We start from the raw sequence: 16,769 nt of genomic DNA, 5'->3' as shown, positions 1-16,769 counted from the left end.
GTGCTGTCCTCCGCCATCGCCGACCTGCGGGCCACGACGCCCGCGGCCGCGGCGGAGCCGGCGCCCGGCGCGCCGGTGCCGCCCGGGCCGGCGTTCGCCTCCGCGCCGCTGCCGGGCCGGCCCCTGATCCTCGCGCGGTCGTGCACCGCGGGGCACCCCAACCCGCCGCAGCGCGACGACTGCGCCACCTGCGGTCAGTCGCTCGTGGGGGAGGCGCGGCAGGTGCCGCGCCCGCCGCTCGGCACGATGGCCGTCAGTGGGGGGCCGCGGGTCACGCTCGACCGGCCCGTCGTCGTCGGTCGTAAGCCCCGCTCGCCGCGGGCCACCGGCGACGACGTCCCGCGGCTCGTCACCGTGCCGAGCCCGCAGCAGGACATCTCGCGCTCGCACGTCGAGGTGCGGCTCGAGGGCTGGCACGTGCTGGTCAGCGACATGAGCACGACGAACGGCACCACCCTGCTGCGGTCGGGCCAGCCGCCGCTGCGGCTGCACCCGGGCGAGCCGGTCATGGTCGTCTCGCGCGACGTCGTCGACCTGGGCGACGGCGTCACGCTGACCTTCGAAGGGATCCTCTGAGTGAGCCGCAAGCGCCCACCGTCACCGCCGCCCGAGATCGAGGGGTTCGAGTACGTCTCCCTCATCGGGTCGGGCGGGTTCTCGGACGTCTTCCTCTACCAGCAGCGCCGGCCACGCCGGCGGGTGGCCGTGAAGGTCCTGCTGCACGAGTGGACGAACGAGGGTCAGCGGGAGGCCTTCGAGGCCGAGGCCGACCTGATGGCCACGCTGTCGACCCACCCGTCCATCGTCACGATGTACGAGGCGGACGTCGCCTCCGACGGCCGCCCGTTCCTCGCGATGGAGTACTGCTCGCGCCCCAACCTGGGCGCCCGGTACCGCAGCGAGCGGCTCAGCGTCCCGGACGTGCTGCGGATCGCCGTCCAGGTCGCGGGCGCCGTCGAGACGTCGCACCGCGCCGGCATCCTGCACCGTGACATCAAGCCGGCCAACATCCTCGTCACCGAGTACGGGCACCCCGCGCTGACGGACTTCGGCATCTCGTCCACGCTGGACGACGCCGGCCGCGCGGAGGGCATGTCGATCCCGTGGTCGCCGCCGGAGTCGTTCGCGGAGCCGCCGCGCACGGGCGTGGCGACCGACGTGTGGGGCCTGGCCGCGACCACGTACTCGCTGCTCGCGTCCCGCACCCCGTTCGAGGTGCCGGGCGGGTCCAACTCCAGCGCGGACCTCGTGTCCCGGATCGAGTCGGCGCCGCTGCAGACCACGGGCCGCAACGACGTGCCCGCGTCGCTCGAGCGCGTGCTGAGCACCGCGATGGCGAAGAACCCCGAGGCCCGCTACCCGACGGCGCTCGCCTTCGCCCGCGCCCTTCAGGCCGTGCAGACCGAGCTCTCCTTCGCCGTCACGCCGATCGACCTCCTCGACGACCGCGGCCAGGTGCGCGACGACGACGGCGACGCCCCGGCCGACGAGGACGAGGTCGGCACCCGGCTGCGCGAGGTGGTGTCGGTCGACCCGCGCGGGCCCGCGGCGGCTGCCGCGCTCGCCACGGCCGGCGCGCCCGCCCCGGCGGCCCGCCCGGCGTGGACGGCGTCCGTGCCCGCGCCGACCGCGGCCTCCTCCACGGTCACGGGGACGTCGGCGGTGCTCGCCGACGACCTGGGCGACACGGTGCACCGCTCGATGGCGCCCGCGGCGACGGCCCCCATAGCCGCGCCGCCGGCCCCCGAGGAGGCGGCGCCTCCGCGCCGCAGCGGGGCGGTCGTCGCCCTCGTGGTGGGGCTGGCCGCCGTCGTGACCGCCCTGGTCGTGACGCTCGCCGTCGTGCTGTGGCCCGACGCGTCCGACGCGGACGACCCGGTGACCCCCGTCGCCACCGGCCAGGGCGACGACCCCGCCCCGCCCGCGGACAACCTCGGCGGCCTCGTGCCGTCGGTGACCGACCTCAAGGGGAAGGTGAAGGGTGACAAGGTCGTCTTCACCTGGACCAACCCGGACCCGCTGGACGGCGACACCTACGGGTGGCGCGAGGCCAAGGCCCTCGGCGAGGCGCACTACCAGGAGGTCACCAAGCCGACCGTCGCCGTGCCGAAGGAGAAGTCCGGGCAGACGTGCGTCGAGGTCGTCGTCGTGCGCAGCGGCGCGTTCTCCGTGCAGCCGCAGGGAGTGTGCGTGGGATGAGCGACCTGGCCCTGGAGTTCGCGGGCGAGTGGTTCCGGCCCGACCCCGAGGCCGTCTTCGAGATCGGCCGTGAGGGCGACCTCGCCCTGGACGACAACCCGTACCTGCACCGACGCTTCCTCCAGCTCACGCACGCGTCGGGGCTGTGGTGGCTGGGCAACGTCGGCAACCGGCTGTCGGCCACGGTGTGCGACGCCGCCGGCGGCGTGCAGTCCTGGCTCTCGCCGGGCACTTCGCTGCCGATCGTCTTCCCGAGCACGTCGATCGTCTTCACCGCGGGCCCCACGACGTACGAGCTCCTCGCGGCCCTCAGCCCCGCGCCGTACGCGGAGATCCGCTCGGAGGAGCCCGAGGGCGGCGCGACCACGATCGGGATGATCCCGTTCACGGTCAGCCAGCGGCAGCTGGTGGTGGCGCTGTGCGAGCCGATGCTGCGGCGCGACGGCACGGGGCTGTCGGAGATCCCCTCCTCCGCCGACGCCGCCGCCCGCCTCGGGTGGACCACGACCCGGTTCAACCGCAAGCTCGACAATGTGTGCGAGAAGCTCGACCGGGTCGGCGTGAAGGGCCTGCGCGGCGGCACCGGCGGCCTGGCGACCAACCGGCGCGCACGCCTCGTCGAGTACGCGGTCGCGTCCCGGCTCGTCACGGCGGACGACCTGCCGCTGCTCGACCTGCCGCCGGACCCCGACCCGAAGGACGCCGACACCGCCGCCCCGAAGGACGCCGGATGACCCGGCGGCAGCGCCCCGAGCCCTGGCAGCTCGTGGTCGTGATGGCGATCGGGGGCGCGGCGATCGCGTTCGTGATCGTGGTGACGGCCGGCGTGCTGTCCGACGGCGTGGGCACGGGCGTGCCCCTCGACTTCTACCGCGCGATCGGTCGCGAGCTGACCGACCCCGCGACCTGGCGCGTGGTGGGCCTGAGCGCCCTCGCCGCCGCGGCCGTGACGGCCGTGGTCCTGGCGGTCACACGCCGCGGCCGGGACGGCTGACACCTGGCGTCATGCCCCGCCGCACCGAGCCTGACCGACGACCCGCCCGAACGACCTGACCGAACGACCCGAGGAGAGCGATGCGCGTCAAGGTGACGCTCCGGCGCCCGGACACCACGCAGGACGACGTCGTCGTCACCGCGGACGCGGGCGCGACGATCGGCGAGGTCGCCTCGACGATCGCCCGCGTGGACCCGGCCGGCCCGGGGGTGGTGGACCACCGGCGCCGGACGCTGGAGGCACGCCTGCCCGGGCAGGACCGCCCCGTGCGGCTGCCCGCCGACGCCGCGCTCGGCGAGGCCTGGATCGGCTCGGGGGCGGAGGTGGCCGTCGTCGACCTCGACCGGCCCGGCTTCGACTACCCGGGCGGGCGCGACGTGCGCGCCAGCCTGCGGTTCACCGACGGCAGCTCCATCGACCTGCCGGAGGGCAGCTGGGTGCTCGGCCGCGCGCCGGGGTGCGACGTCGTGCTGCGGGACCCGCTGGTGTCGAAGCAGCACCTGCGCCTGGACGTGTCGGACGTCGTCGACGTCGTCGACCTGGGCTCCGCGAACGGCCTCCTGGTGGACGGCGACCACGTGCAGCGCCTGCGCGTGGACGGCAGCCAGCGGGTCACCGTCGGTGACACGGTGATGACGATCGAGCGGCGCAAGCCGCAGACCCTCACGGGCGTGGCGCCCAAGGCCGGGCCGGTCCCGTTCACGCGGTCGCCGCGCGTCGAGGCGCGCTACCGGGGCACGGAGTTCGACGCCCCCGAGGTGCCCACCGAGACCGAGGCGCAGCCCTTCCCGCTGCTCGCCATGCTCGCGCCGCTGCTCATGGGCGGGTTCATGATCGCCATGGGCCGCGGGCTGCTGTCGCTGGTGTTCATCGCGATGTCGCCGATCATGCTCCTCGGGAACTACCTCACGCGGAGCAGGCGCGACAAGGCGCGCAAGGAGAAGGACGTCGCACGCTTCGAGGAGCGGCTCGACTCCCTGCGCGACGCCCTCGCGAGCGAGGAGGAGAAGGAGCGGTCGGTGCGCCTGCGCGAGGCGCCGGCCACCCAGCACGTGTTCACCGAGTCGATGCGGCACGGCCCGATGCTGTGGACGCGACGCCCGGAGCACTGGAGCTTCCTCAACGTGCGCTTCGGCATCGGCACGATGCCCTCGCGCAACTCGGTCAAGGAGACGGCGCGGGGCGCGCTCGTCAAGGAGTACCAGGAGCGTCTGGACGCCGTGGTGCAGCGGTACGAGAACGTGTCGGGCGTGCCCGTGGTGGAGAACCTGTACGACGCCGGCGCGCTCGGCTTCGCAGGCCCGCCCGGGGCCGTGGCCGGCAGCCTCAACGCGGTGCTGCTCCAGCTGACCGGCCTGCACTCGCCGTCGGAGCTGGTCGTCACCGGCATGGTGAGCCCCGTGTGGAGCACGCACCTGCAGTGGCTCACGTGGATCCCGCACACGTCGTCGCCGCAGAGCCCCGTCGAGGGCCACCACCTGGCGGACTCGGCGAGCGGTGCGGCGCGGCTCGTCGCCGAGCTCGAGGAGCTCGTCACGACGCGCCTGCGCGCCCAGCGCGGCGGCGCCCAGCGGCGCGGCGCGATCGACGACGACGACGCCGCCCTGGAGCGGGGCGGCGAGGTCGGCGGCAGCAAGGCCGACGCCGGCACCCGGTCGCCGGTGCCGGCGGTGGTCGTCGTGATCTCCGACGACATCGACGTCGACCGGGCGCGCCTGGTGCAGCTCGCCGAGCAGGGCCCGGACGCGGGCGTGTACCCCCTGTGGATCTCCGCGGACACCGCGGCGCTCCCGGCGGCGTGCCGCACGTTCGTGGACCTGGGCGAGCACGGGCCGCGCGTCGGCATGGTGCGCCTCGGCCGCTGGGTGGACGACGTCGAGCTCGAGACGGTCGACCCGACGTCGGCGCTCGACTACGGGCGCCGGCTGGCGCCGGTGTTCGACGCGGGCGCCATCGTCGCGGACTCCTCGGACCTGCCGCGGTCCGTGACGATGCCCGCGCTGCTGGGCCACGACCTGTTCGAGGACCCGGCCGCCGTGCTGGAGCGCTGGCGGCAGAACCTGTCGATCTACGACCGCACCCAGGTGGCGCCGCGCAAGCGCGCCGGCTCGTTGCGCGCCATCGTGGGCTCGGCGGGCCTGGACGCCCAGCACCTCGACCTGCGCTCGCAGGGCCCGCACGCCCTGGTGGGCGGCACGACCGGCGCCGGCAAGTCGGAGTTCCTGCAGGCCTGGGTGCTGGCGATGGCCGCCGAGTACAGCCCGGACCGGGTCACGTTCCTGTTCGTGGACTACAAGGGCGGCTCCGCGTTCGCGGACTGCGTCCAGCTGCCGCACTGCGTCGGTCTCGTGACCGACCTGAGCCAGCACCTGGTGCTGCGGGCGCTCACCTCGCTGCGCGCCGAGCTGCACCACCGCGAGCACCTGTTCAACCGCAAGAAGGTCAAGGACCTGCTCGAGCTGGAGAAGCGCGGCGACCCGGAGACCCCGCCGGCCCTCGTCATCGTCATCGACGAGTTCGCGGCGCTGGTGGGCGACGTGCCGGAGTTCGTCGACGGGGTCGTGGACGTCGCCCAGCGCGGCCGTTCGCTCGGCATCCACCTGATCATGGCCACGCAGCGCCCGGCGGGCGTCATCAAGGACAACCTGCGCGCGAACACGAACCTGCGCGTGGCGCTGCGCATGGCCGACGAGTCCGACTCCAGCGACGTCGTCGACATCAAGGACGCCGCGCACATCGACCCGGCCATCCCGGGCCGCGGCGTGGTGAAGACCGGACCGGGCCGCCTCCAGGCGTTCCAGTCCGGGTACGCGGGGGCCTGGAGCACCCGCGACCCGGAGCGGGCCGCGATCGAGGTCGCGGGCCTGCACTTCGGCCGCGAGGAGCGGTGGGAGGAACCGGTCGACCCGTCGGCCGCCGTGGACGACGACGTCGACCTCGGGCCCAACGACCAGCAGCGGCTCGTCGCGCGGGTCCGCGAGGCGTTCGAGGCCGGGCGCCTGCCCGTGCCGCGCCGCCCGTGGCTCGACTCGATGGCGGACGCCTACGACCTCACCCGCCTGCACCAGCGCACCGACACCGAGCTCCTGCTCGGCGTCGCCGACATCCCGGAGCAGCAGGCGCAGCGGCCCGTGTACTTCGTGCCCGACGTCGACGGTCACCTGGGCGTGTACGGCACGGGCGGCGCGGGCAAGAGCACGGCCCTGCGCACGCTCGCGGCCGCGGCGGGCATCACGCCGCGCGGCGGCCCCGTGCACGTGTACGGCCTGGACTTCGCGGCGGGCGCGCTGCGGATGCTGTCCGCCCTGCCGCACGTCGGGACGATCGCGCGCGGGGACGACGTCGAGCGCGTCGTCGGGCTCATGCGCATGCTGCGCGACGAGCTGCAGCGGCGCGGGGAGGCCTTCGCCGCGGTGTCGGCGTCGAGCGTCACCGAGTACCGCCAGCTCAGCGGGCGGCCCGACGTGCCGCGCATCCTGCTGCTCGTGGACGGCTTCCCCGGCTTCCGGGACGACTTCGAGGTCGGCGCGGGCCGCGCGGAGTGGTTCGACGTCTTCCGCGACATCCTCAACGACGGCCGCGCGCTCGGCATGCACGTCGTGTTCACCGCCGACCGCTCGGGCGCCGTGCCGACGTACGTGCGCTCGATGGTGCAGCGCAACCTGCTGCTGCGGATGACGGACGACGGGTACCTGGCCTTCAACGCGCCGCGCGACGTCATCACCTCGGACTCGCCGAACGGCCGGGCGCTGCTGGACGGGCTCGAGGTCCAGGTGGCCGTCATCGGCGGCACGACGTCGGTGTCCGCGCAGGCGGCCGCGACCGAGAAGCTCGGCCAGTCCATGCTGTCCGCGGGCGTGCGGCCCGCGCCCCAGGTGCGCGTGCTGCCCACCGAGTACGGCGCGGGCGAGCTGCCCGTGCAGGTGGACGGACAGCCGGTCCTGGGCCTGGACGGCATCACGCTGGGGCCGGTGCCGTTCGAGCCGACCGGCACGATGGTCGTCGCCGGCCCGCCCGGGTCCGGGCGCAGCAACGCGCTCGTCTCGATCGCCCGGTCGGTGCTGCGCGCCAACCCCGACGCGCGGATGTACCTGTTCGCGCAGGGGCGCTCCGCGATCGCGGACAAGCTGCCGTGGACCGAGGTGGCGACCGGCGTGGAGAAGGTCAAGGCGCTCGCCACGGACCTGCTCGCCGCCGTCCAGGACGAGGACGTCGACCCCGGCATCGTCGTCCTGATCGAGGGGATCAACGAGTACCTGCAGTCCCCGGCGGACAAGCCGATCCAGGACCTCACGAAGGCGATCCGCGGCAGCGACCACCTGCTGGTCGCCGAGGCGGAGACCGCGGGCTGGTCGGCCACGTGGCCGCTGCTCGGCGAGGTGAAGAACGGGCGCCGCGGCCTGATCCTGCAGCCGGAGAACCTCGACGGCGACACGATCCTCAAGACGTCGCTGCCGCGTGCCGCCAAGGGGGAGTTCCCCGTCGGTCGCGGGGCGTGGATCGCACGCGGCAAGCACACGCGCGTGCAGCTGCCGCTGGTCCTGGACGACTGAGGCAGGCGACCGGGGCACCGGCCGCGGGTCGATGGGGAGTGGTCCCCATCGACCCGCGCGGTCGCCCTCGGCTACGGTGCTGCCCGGCGGCCGGACGACGTGCTGCACACGACGAGGGGGAGCTGTGGCCGGGTACGACCTGTCGATCGACATGGACCAGCTGAGGACGCTCAAGGACGACCTCAAGGCGATCTCCGACGAGCTGGAGAACGCGGACTCGAACGCTGAGGCTGCGGCCAAGGCGACGGGCCACGACGACCTGCGCGACCGCGTGAACGACTTCGCCGACAAGTGGGAGATCAAGCGCGGCGAGATGCTCGAGAACGTCAAGAAGCTGTCCGACATCATCGCGCAGATCGCCGACACGTTCACGGAGATCGACAGCGAGCTGGCCAAGTCGCTCGAAGACGCGGCGAAGAAGTAGGGGGACCGACGAACATGGCTGACACCCAGTGGGAGGAGCTGGACGGCGAGGCGGACGTCGTCCAGTCCAAGGGCCGGAAGTACAGCGAGCTCGCCGAGGCGATCGGGCGGTCGGTCAGCACTCTCCAGCAGATCGTCGACGACACGAGCAGCACCGCGAAGTCGATGGAGGCCACGCGCAAGCTCGCGGGCGACGTGCGCGAGGACATCGAGAAGGCCAAGGAGCGCTACGCCGCCACCGGAGACGCGCTGACGACCTACGGTCTCGCGCTGCGCAGCGCCCAGAACGAGGCGGACCCGGCGGCGGTACGGCTCCGGAGCCTGCGCCACCAGCTGGCCGACGCACAGCGGACGGCCCGTGGGGCGGACGACGGGGTGGACGACCTGCCCGACGACGCCACCGACGCCGAGAAGGCCGAGGCGAAGAGCGCCGCGAAGACGGCGAACGACGCCGTGTCCGACCTGGAGGGCGACATCGCCGTCCAGGAGGGCTACTGGAACGACGGCCACGACGCCAAGAACCGGGCGGCGACCACCGCGATCGGCACGATCGACGAGGTCGTGACCGGCGACAAGGTCAACGGCCTCAAGGACAGCACCTGGGACAAGGTCAAGAACGTCGTCAAGGGCATCTACAAGGTCTTCAAGATCATCTGCGACATCGCGGGGATCCTGGCGATCTTCCTGTCCTGGGTCCCGGTCCTGGGCCAGATCCTCCTGGTCCTCGCCGCGATCGGGTCGATCATCTCCATCATCGAGAACATCGTGAAGTTCGCGCGGGGGGACATCGGGTTCGGCGAGATGCTGCTCGGCGTCGGCCTCGGCGTGATGGGCCTCTTCGGCGGCAAGGCGATCGGCTCGTTCGCGAAGTACGCGAAGGCGCGCTCGGTGGTCCAGACGTCGGCGCGGATGAGCAACCAGGCGGCGAAGGCGAAGTTCGGGGCTGCCCTGCTGAAGAGCTCGCGCAAGACGATGGCGATGACCAAGGGCCAGCGGGTGACCGACGTCCTGAAGTCCCCGTTCGTGCGCTCGGCGGGGGACAAGGCGGTGGCCGGGATGGCGAAGAACGGGCTCTACAAGAACGCGTTCAAGACGTGGCAGAAGTCCAACTTCCCGCTGCCCTACAAGGACGGCGCGGCGCGCTTCGCGATGGGCAACGACGACGTCATCGACATGGTCTCGCACTTCAACCAGACGGGCCTGCGGATCGACGGGCTGACGAGCGCGACGCAGGCCGTCGCGACCGTGGGTGCCGTCTTCCACCAGACGGCGAGCCTGGCGAACAACTCGGCACGCCTCGGCATGGCGATCGCGGGCGGCGACGGCTGGGGCGCGTACGGCGAGGGCAACTCGCTGGCGTCGAGCGGTGCGGGCGGCAGCTGGGGCAAGATCAGCGGCGCGCCCGGCAACGTCAACAGCGCCGTGACGGGGCTCGGCGACGTCTTCGGCAACAACGGCTACGTGGGCGGCTCGTGGTGACGCGCCCCATCGCCGGGTTCGAGCTGCGGCTGCCCGAGTCCTGGTACGCCGTGCCCACCGAGACGCCTGACCTCGTCGAGGCGTGGGCCCGGTCGACGGCGGCGCGGATCGTCGCCGAGGCGGGCACGTCGGGCGGTCTCGAGGTCCCCGCGCAGGAGCTGGCCGCGAGCCTGGCCGCGCAGCTCGAGGACGTCGGCCGCGCGGTCGCGGACACGGGCATCCGGGGTCTCGTCACGGCGGCCCTCGTGCGGCGCCCCGAGCTCGGCGTCGTCGACGCGATGGTGACCGTGGCGGCGCAGCCCGACCTCGCGCGGGAGGAGTTCGCCGCCCAGCTGGCCGCGGGCGTCGAGGACTCGCAGGAGCACGACTACGCCTTCGCGAGCCGGTTCGACGGCACCTGCGCGGCCGGCGAGGTCGAGGGCCTGCACGCGATGATCACGCACTTCGGGGAGCTCGGCGACGAGGGCAGCGGCGTGCTCGAGGAGCGCGTGGTCCTCGGCGTCTTCCCGCCCGAGAGCGCTGACATGGTGGAGGTGACCGCGGTGGCGCGTAGCGTGGGCACGTTCGACGACATGGCCCAGGAGATGGTCGACCTGCTCGCGGGGCTCACGGTGGAGACGGAGACGGCATGACGCAGGCGGCGGCGCCCGAGCTGAAGGTGCTCGGGGGTGTGGTGCGGGTGATCGTGCCCGGGACCTGGGTGAGCATCCCGCTGGAGAGCCCCGAGAAGGCCACGGCGTTCATCAAGCGTCTGGTCCGGCGCCAGGTGGGTCCCGCGGACCGGCTCGCGCGCATGCGGCGGCAGGCGGTCGACGAGCTGCTGGCGACGGCGCGCGACGCTGTGTCGATCGGGGTGCACACGTACCTGATGTCCCTCGAGCTCGCCCCGGGCGTGCCGTTCCCCGCGGCGATCCTCATGTTCGACGACGAGTGGCCCGCCGCGGCCGGTCCGCTCCTGGCCGAGGGCGACTACGCGGGCGCTCTCCGGGCGGCATACCCCGAGGGTGAGGTCGCCGTGCAGCGCAACGGCCGGCCGGCCGCCCGCGTCGTGGAGATGTCGCAGGGGCAGGCCGGCGAGGGGGACGAGGCGGTCGACGTCCTGACCATGCGCCTCGAGTACCACATGCCCCACCCGAACGACCCGGCACGGATGCTGTTCGTCCGGGTGAACGCCACGGACATCCCGTCGGCGGAGCCGTTCGCGCTGCTCTTCGACGAGATCGTGGACTCGATCGCGTTCCTCGACGACGACGACGAGGACGAGGCGCAGGCCGCGTCCGCCTGACCAGGCGCGAGCGTCAGCGGCCGGCGCCGGGCTCGTCCTGCGCGGCGTTCCGTCGCGTGCGACGCACGATGGACAGCCCTGCCCACAGGGACGCGGCCACGACCACCAGGGCGAAGGTGACCCAGCCGCCGACGGCGGCGAACACGTCCGGCGCGGCGGCGCTCAGCACCACGGCGAGCACGCACGCCACCACGACGGCACCTAGGGCGTAGGTGGCGGGCCGCATGGCCTGGTTCGCCGAGGCCTCGAGCTCCTGGTCCCGCTTGCTGTTCATGCCGTCCGTCCTATCGTCGTCTCGTCCTGGCCTGCGCCCTGAGGTGCGCCGGCCGCTAGTCTGTCACCCCCGACCCGGACCGACGTGGAGGAACCATGCCCCGAACGACGGCCGACGCCCGCGCAGCGGCGGTGCGCGACGACGTCCCGCCGGCGTCCTGGAGCGTCGTCCTGCGTCCGGCCGGGTATGCGGCCGTCGGTGTCGTGTGGACGGCGATCTGGCTGATCGTGGTGCTCCTCCTCGTGGGTTCCGTGCCCTACCTCGCGTTCGTCGACTCCGAGGACCTCGTCGCCGGCGTCGGGGACCGGCTGTCGGACCCGCTCGGGGCGGTCGGCCTGCTGGTGGTCGCGCTGCCGATCCTGGCCCTGGCCGTCGGCGCGGGCGGGTGGCACGTGCTGACGGCGTCGTGGCCCCTGGCGGTGCTGTCCTTCGTGTACGTCGGGCGCAGCCTGGACCGGCGCTACCGCGGCGAGAGGCTGTCGTACACCACACGCGGCGCCTGGGGCACGTCGTTCGGCCCGCCGACGCTCACGGGCGTCGCGCTGTCGCTGCAGCCTGTCCGGCCCAGCCCGTTCACCGACCGGGTGATGCGGTACTACGTCGCCGGCTGGACCGTCGACGGGCGCACGGTGCTGGCCATGCTGCCCGCCGGGCTGGCGTGGCCCTTCGCGATCGCGGCGCTCGTGCCCGGCGTGCCCGACGCGGTGCACCTGGTCGCGGCGGTCGTCGCCGTCGGGCTGCTGGTGGCCTCCTCGGTGCTCGGCGTCCGCGCGCTCCGTCGCCGGTTCGCGGGGGCCGCCGCCGGGCCCGACGACCGCCCCCTGACGGAGCTCAGCCCCGGTGAGCGCCGGGCGCGGACGGCGCGCGTGGAGGAGCAGCGGCGGGCGAGGCTGTCGCGCAAGAACCTGGACGACTAGGGCGTGTCACGCAACGCTGAGGTCAGGTGGGCCGCAGACAAGCGAACGTGGTGGAGGGAATCGCCTACCGGGGACGGACCGGGATCCCGTGGCGGAACCGCGAACAGTTCGGGCGGTGGCCGACCGGGAGACCTGCAAGTGGCGCGACGTCGTGGAGCGCGCTCCTTCAACCTGCTCAAGCAATGGCGTGGCCTGGCAGCTGGCTCCGACAAGCACGCCGTCGTCTACCGCGCTGGAGCGGTGTCGGCCGCGGTCATCGCATGGCTGCGGACGTTCTCACGACCCGGCTCGTCGATATCGATCTGAGCGGCCTCGGCGAACGAGACCGGCACCCGGTGCAGCGCAGCCGCCTTCGCGAGAACGCGGTCCACGTCCTCGATCACCAAGGGGACGGTCGGCGCCGAGACCTGTTCGTAGGGACCGTGGTGAAGGTGCCATTCGTAGGTGAATAATCCACGCCGGCTGAGCTCGAAACACTCGGAGTAGTTGCCGCTCAAGCGATCCTGAGACCGTAGGTCTACTGACTCGCCTCGTGAGGGCAGCTCGTCCAGCGCATCGACGGCCTGCTCCACCAAGGCGAGCTCACCGAAGACGGCCGGAGGGATCGTCCCCGCACCTGCGGTCGCGAACACCGCGATCAAGCCATCGCGATCGCGCACGAGGAAATCCCATTCGAACCCATACAGATCATCTCGACCCTGGACGTCGCCCACGAGCACATCGTCTCAGCTGCCAGCTGGGAGACACGCCCCAGGCCTCGTCCGCGCATGGGGAGCGGTCCCCATCGACGGGTGCTCGGGGCGGCGGCTAGGGTCGTGCCCGGACGACGGATCGGCCGCTAGGGGGCCGGCCGAACCACTGGTGAGCTAAGGAGCTTCTCATGGCGAACATGAACGTCACGTACGACGAGCTGCGGTCGCAGGCGGGTCAGCTGCGCAACGGTCAGCAGCAGATGACGGACATCCTGCACAACCTGCAGACGCAGGTGAACAACCTGGTGTCGTCGGGCTTCGTGACCGACCAGGCGTCGGGCGCGTTCCAGACGTCGTACGAGGAGTTCACGACCGGTACGACGCAGGCCATCGAGGGCCTGGAGGGCATGGCGTCGTTCCTGGAGCAGGCGGCGCAGACGCTGTCGGACGCGGACTCGCAGCTGGCGCAGGGCATCCGCGGCTGATCGAGGTCGTGGTCGAGGGGCGGTCCGGGCTCACCCGGGCCGCCCTTCGCCGTCTGCCCGACCGGCGCCAGGGCACCGACCCTCCGGACCTGGTCCGAACCCTCCAGCACGATCCAGCACGATCCCGCACGATCCGTACACGCTCTCAGGAGGCACGGTGGACTCTCGTTCGCGACGCAGGTGGTTCGTCACGGCGCTCGTGCTGTTCCTGGCGCTCTCGGCGGGGCGCCTCGCGCTGACCGTGTCGCGTGACGGCGTGGAGGGCGCCACGGTCTGGATCGCGCTCCTCGTGGTCGCGATCGTCGTCGTCGTGACCCTCGCCGTCCTCGTGCGCCGGGCGGAGGCGGTCCGTGCGCACGTCACGCGGCTGCGGCCGGGCGCCGTCGTCGTCCCGGCGTTCACGACCGGCGAGACGCTCGACGAGGCCCGGAGGGCCGGCGCCCGGACGCACGGGATCGCCGGGACGGGCGGCAGCCCCGCCGCGCTCGCCGTCGCCGACGGAGCCGTCGAGGTCTGGGTGGGCCGGGAGGAGGCACCGCGCTGGGTCGTGCGCCGGGTGCCGGGCGGCGTGACGGAGGCGCGTGCGGACTACGGGTCGCGGGCGGCCGGCGCGGTGCGGGTCTCGGACGGCGCGGCGGCGGTGACGGTGGTGCCGGCGTACCGGCCGCTGCGCGCCGCGGGCGGGGCTGCCCGCGAGGACCTGGCGCGGGCGGTGCAGGAGTTGACCGCGGCGCCCTGAGCAGATGCCCGTGGCATCCGTGCCCGATCGGCGAGACAGCCTGTTCGCCGGATGAGACGGTTGTGGCACCCTGGGTAAGGCTGGACCCTGAGAGGTGAGGTAAGCCTCACCAGTTCGCAGGAGAATCCTCCTAGAATCGAACGCCACGCATCACCGATCCGGAAGGCGTACCCCGCAGTGAGCAGCATCCGACCTCTGCGCGTCGCGATCGTCGGCGCAGGACCCGCCGGCATCTATGCGGCGGACATCCTGTCGAAGACCGACCTCGACGTGAGCATCGACCTCTTCGAGCGCCTCCCCGCCCCGTTCGGCCTCGTGCGCTACGGCGTCGCCCCGGACCACCCCCGCATCAAGCAGATCATCACCGCGCTGCACCGTGTGCTGAGCCGCGGCGACGTCCGCCTGCTGGGCAACGTGGACTACGGCGTCGACCTCAAGCTCGACGACCTGCGCCAGTTCTACGACGCCGTGATCTTCTCGACGGGTGCCATCAAGGACGCCGCCCTGCCGGTGCCGGGCATCGACCTCGAGGGCTCGTACGGCGCGGCCGACTTCGTGTCCTGGTACGACGGACACCCCGACGTGCCGCGCACGTGGCCGCTGGAGGCCAAGGAGGTCGCCGTCCTCGGCGCCGGCAACGTCGCCCTCGACGTCGCCCGCATCCTGGCCAAGCACGCCGACGACCTCCTGCCCACCGAGATCCCGGCCAACGTCTACGACACCCTCAAGGACTCGCCGGTCACGGACGTGCACGTCTTCGCCCGCCGTGGTCCCGCCCAGGTGAAGTTCTCGCCCCTGGAGCTGCGCGAGCTCGGCCACGTGCCCGACGTCGACATCGTCGTCTACCCCGAGGACTACGACTTCGACGAGGGCTCGATGACCGCCGTCGAGTCGTCCAACCAGACCAAGCAGGTCGTCAAGACGCTCACCGACTGGACGCTCGTCGACCCCGCCACGCAGAAGGCCTCCCGCCGGCTGCACCTGCACTTCCTGCACGCCCCCGTCGAGCTGGTGGGCGAGGACGGCAAGGTCACGGCGCTGCGCACCGAGCGCACCGCCCTGCAGGGCGACGGCACGGTCAAGGGCACCGGCGAGCTCCACGACTGGCCGGTGCAGGCCGTCTACCGCGCGGTCGGCTACTTCGGGTCGCCCCTGCCGGAGATCCCGTTCGACGAGCTCAAGGGCGTCATCTCCAACCGCGAGGGACGCGTCGTCGACCTCGACGGCGAGCACCTGCCCGGCGTCTACGCCACGGGCTGGATCAAGCGCGGCCCGGTCGGCCTCATCGGCCACACCAAGTCGGACGCGTCGGAGACGATCCGCCACCTGGTCGAGGACGTCACCGGCGTCGGCGACGGCGGCGACGTGGCGACGGGCGACGTCACCGGCGGGCGCACCGCGACTCAGGCCGACCCGCAGGCCGTGCTCGACTTCCTCGTCGACCGCGGCGTGGACGTCGTCGAGTGGGACGACTTCGTGCTCCTCGACGAGCACGAGAAGTCCCTCGGCGAGCCGCACGGGCGCGAGCGCATCAAGGTCGTCCCGCGCGAGGAGATGCTCGACATCGCCAAGCGCCGCGCGTCCTCCTGACGCCGAGGTAGTTCCCTTCTCGCCGAGGTAGTCCGGTTCGTGCCGAGGTAGTTCCCACCTCGCCGAGGTAGTGGTCCCATCCACTACCTCGGCGAGAAGGGGACTACCTCGCGGCATCTCGCCGCTGCTCGACGACGGCGGGAACCGCCGGGGCGGTCGGCGCGTTCAACCCGTGGGATCCTGCGGTGCGCGTGCACGGCAGGGGGCACGGAAAGGGGACGGCAGGACACATGGGCCACCAGCACTTCAACGGTCTCAAGACGGCGGCGCTCTTCGGCGTCATGTGGGCCGTGGTCCTCGGCCTGTGGGCGCTGTTCTTCCGGGGCAGCCAGGGCATGCTCGTGCTGTTCGTCGCGATCGGCCTGATCACGACGTTCGTCGGCTACTGGAATTCCGACAAGATCGCCATCCGCGCGATGCACGCCTACCCGGTGACGGAGCTGGAGGCGCCGGAGATGTACCGCATCGTGCGGGAGCTCTCCACGGCCGCCCGGCAGCCGATGCCCCGCCTGTTCATCTCGCCCACGCAGGCGCCGAACGCCTTCGCCACGGGCCGCAACCCGAAGAACGCCGCCGTCTGCTGCACCGAGGGCATCCTGCGCCTGCTCGACGAGCGGGAGCTGCGCGGGGTGCTCGGCCACGAGCTCATGCACGTGTACAACCGCGACATCCTCACGTCGTCGGTGGCGTCGGCGATGGCGGGCGTCATCACGTCGCTGGCCCAGTTCCTGCTGTTCTTCGGCGGCGGCGACCGCCGCGAGGGCGGCAACCCGCTCGCGGCGCTGGCGATGGCGATCCTCGCGCCGTTCGCGGCCATGATGATCCAGATGGCGATCTCCCGGACCCGCGAGTACGACGCGGACGAGGACGGCGCCAAGCTCACCGGCGACCCGATGGCGCTCGCCTCGGCGCTGCGCAAGCTGGAGTCCGGCACCGCCAAGGCGCCGCTGCCGCAGACGCGCGAGCTGCAGAACGTCTCCCACCTCATGCTCGCCAACCCGTTCCGCGGCGCGGGCATGGCGAAGATGTTCTCCACCCACCCGCCGATGGCGGACCGCATCGCGCGCCTCGAGAAGATGTCCGGCGGCACGGGGTTCGGACCCGGCGGGATCACCCGCTACTGACAGCCCTCCGGGCGC

General features: G+C 72.7%; 16 protein-coding genes and 1 pseudogene. 15 read left to right on the top strand and 2 right to left on the bottom strand.

Annotated elements, in window-relative coordinates:
* The 9 genes from ACFT55_RS06080 to ACFT55_RS06040 form a co-directional block, all read left to right on the top strand.
* Positions 1-576 (top strand): FHA domain-containing protein (locus ACFT55_RS06080; protein ID WP_380242599.1); only part of this gene is annotated, 576 nt, incomplete at its 5' end.
* Positions 577-2,199, top strand: a complete 1,623-nt coding sequence (locus tag ACFT55_RS06075; RefSeq protein WP_380242597.1) for a serine/threonine-protein kinase — start codon at positions 577-579, stop codon at positions 2,197-2,199.
* A complete protein-coding gene (locus ACFT55_RS06070) occupies positions 2,196-2,933 on the top strand; it encodes a hypothetical protein (protein WP_380242595.1) in 738 nt (245 codons plus the stop codon). The genes ACFT55_RS06075 and ACFT55_RS06070 overlap by 4 nt, the downstream gene beginning before the upstream one ends.
* A complete protein-coding gene (locus ACFT55_RS06065; RefSeq protein WP_380242593.1) occupies positions 2,930-3,193 on the top strand; it encodes a hypothetical protein in 264 nt (87 codons plus the stop codon). Before ACFT55_RS06070 ends, ACFT55_RS06065 begins: the two co-directional genes overlap by 4 nt.
* A gap of 80 nt (positions 3,194-3,273) precedes the next feature.
* Entirely contained in the window at positions 3,274-7,746 is a 4,473-nt protein-coding gene (locus tag ACFT55_RS06060; protein WP_380242591.1) for an FtsK/SpoIIIE domain-containing protein, read from the top strand.
* A 124-nt stretch (positions 7,747-7,870) separates the two neighbouring features.
* On the top strand, positions 7,871-8,170 hold the full coding sequence (locus ACFT55_RS06055) for a hypothetical protein (RefSeq protein ID WP_380242589.1): 300 nt from the start codon (positions 7,871-7,873) through the stop codon (positions 8,168-8,170).
* 14 nt (positions 8,171-8,184) lie between these two features.
* A complete protein-coding gene (locus ACFT55_RS06050; protein ID WP_380242587.1) occupies positions 8,185-9,648 on the top strand; it encodes a hypothetical protein in 1,464 nt (487 codons plus the stop codon).
* Positions 9,642-10,280: a hypothetical protein gene (locus ACFT55_RS06045; protein WP_380242585.1), complete on the top strand. Its 639-nt coding sequence runs from the start codon at positions 9,642-9,644 to the stop codon at positions 10,278-10,280. Before ACFT55_RS06050 ends, ACFT55_RS06045 begins: the two co-directional genes overlap by 7 nt.
* Positions 10,277-10,933 (top strand): hypothetical protein, encoded by a 657-nt coding sequence (locus ACFT55_RS06040; protein ID WP_380242583.1) that lies wholly within the window; start codon positions 10,277-10,279, stop codon positions 10,931-10,933. The genes ACFT55_RS06045 and ACFT55_RS06040 overlap by 4 nt, the downstream gene beginning before the upstream one ends.
* A gap of 13 nt (positions 10,934-10,946) precedes the next feature.
* Here ACFT55_RS06040 and ACFT55_RS06035 read toward each other — a convergent pair whose 3' ends face one another.
* Complete coding sequence (locus ACFT55_RS06035) at positions 10,947-11,207, bottom strand: hypothetical protein (protein WP_380242581.1); 261 nt, start codon at positions 11,205-11,207, stop codon at positions 10,947-10,949.
* Positions 11,208-11,302: 95 nt separating this feature from the next.
* Here ACFT55_RS06035 and ACFT55_RS06030 point away from each other — a divergent pair, with 95 nt between their 5' ends.
* The gene (locus ACFT55_RS06030; RefSeq protein WP_380242579.1) at positions 11,303-12,124 is read left to right on the top strand and encodes a hypothetical protein; all 822 of its coding nucleotides are present in this window, start codon (positions 11,303-11,305) and stop codon (positions 12,122-12,124) included.
* A 114-nt stretch (positions 12,125-12,238) separates the two neighbouring features.
* A pseudogene (locus ACFT55_RS06025) lies at positions 12,239-12,430 on the top strand (hypothetical protein); the annotation flags it as partial.
* On the opposite strand, the gene ACFT55_RS06020 reads toward ACFT55_RS06025, so the two are convergent.
* On the bottom strand, positions 12,349-12,837 hold the full coding sequence (locus ACFT55_RS06020) for a hypothetical protein (RefSeq protein WP_380242577.1): 489 nt from the start codon (positions 12,835-12,837) through the stop codon (positions 12,349-12,351). The pseudogene ACFT55_RS06025 and the gene ACFT55_RS06020 overlap by 82 nt on opposite strands.
* Positions 12,838-13,004: 167 nt before the next feature.
* On the opposite strand from ACFT55_RS06020, the gene ACFT55_RS06015 reads away from it, so the two are divergent.
* The 4 genes from ACFT55_RS06015 to htpX all read left to right on the top strand — a co-directional run bounded on the left by ACFT55_RS06015 (position 13,005) and on the right by htpX (position 16,754).
* Positions 13,005-13,301: a WXG100 family type VII secretion target gene (locus tag ACFT55_RS06015; protein WP_344246257.1), complete on the top strand. Its 297-nt coding sequence runs from the start codon at positions 13,005-13,007 to the stop codon at positions 13,299-13,301.
* A 157-nt stretch (positions 13,302-13,458) separates the two neighbouring features.
* A complete protein-coding gene (locus ACFT55_RS06010; RefSeq protein WP_380242574.1) occupies positions 13,459-14,040 on the top strand; it encodes a hypothetical protein in 582 nt (193 codons plus the stop codon).
* 177 nt (positions 14,041-14,217) lie between these two features.
* Positions 14,218-15,630, top strand: a complete 1,413-nt coding sequence (locus ACFT55_RS06005; protein ID WP_380242571.1) for an FAD-dependent oxidoreductase — start codon at positions 14,218-14,220, stop codon at positions 15,628-15,630.
* Between the two features lie 230 nt (positions 15,631-15,860).
* Positions 15,861-16,754: a zinc metalloprotease HtpX gene (gene htpX / locus ACFT55_RS06000; protein WP_380242568.1), complete on the top strand. Its 894-nt coding sequence runs from the start codon at positions 15,861-15,863 to the stop codon at positions 16,752-16,754.
* Positions 16,755-16,769 lie beyond the last annotated feature (15 nt).

Origin of the sequence: Isoptericola sp. NPDC057191 (assembly GCF_042670225.1) — a bacterium.
GTDB lineage: Bacteria > Actinomycetota > Actinomycetes > Actinomycetales > Cellulomonadaceae > Isoptericola.
The sequence above is the reverse complement of the archived record's forward strand: the minus strand, read 5'-3'. Positions and strand labels throughout refer to the sequence as shown.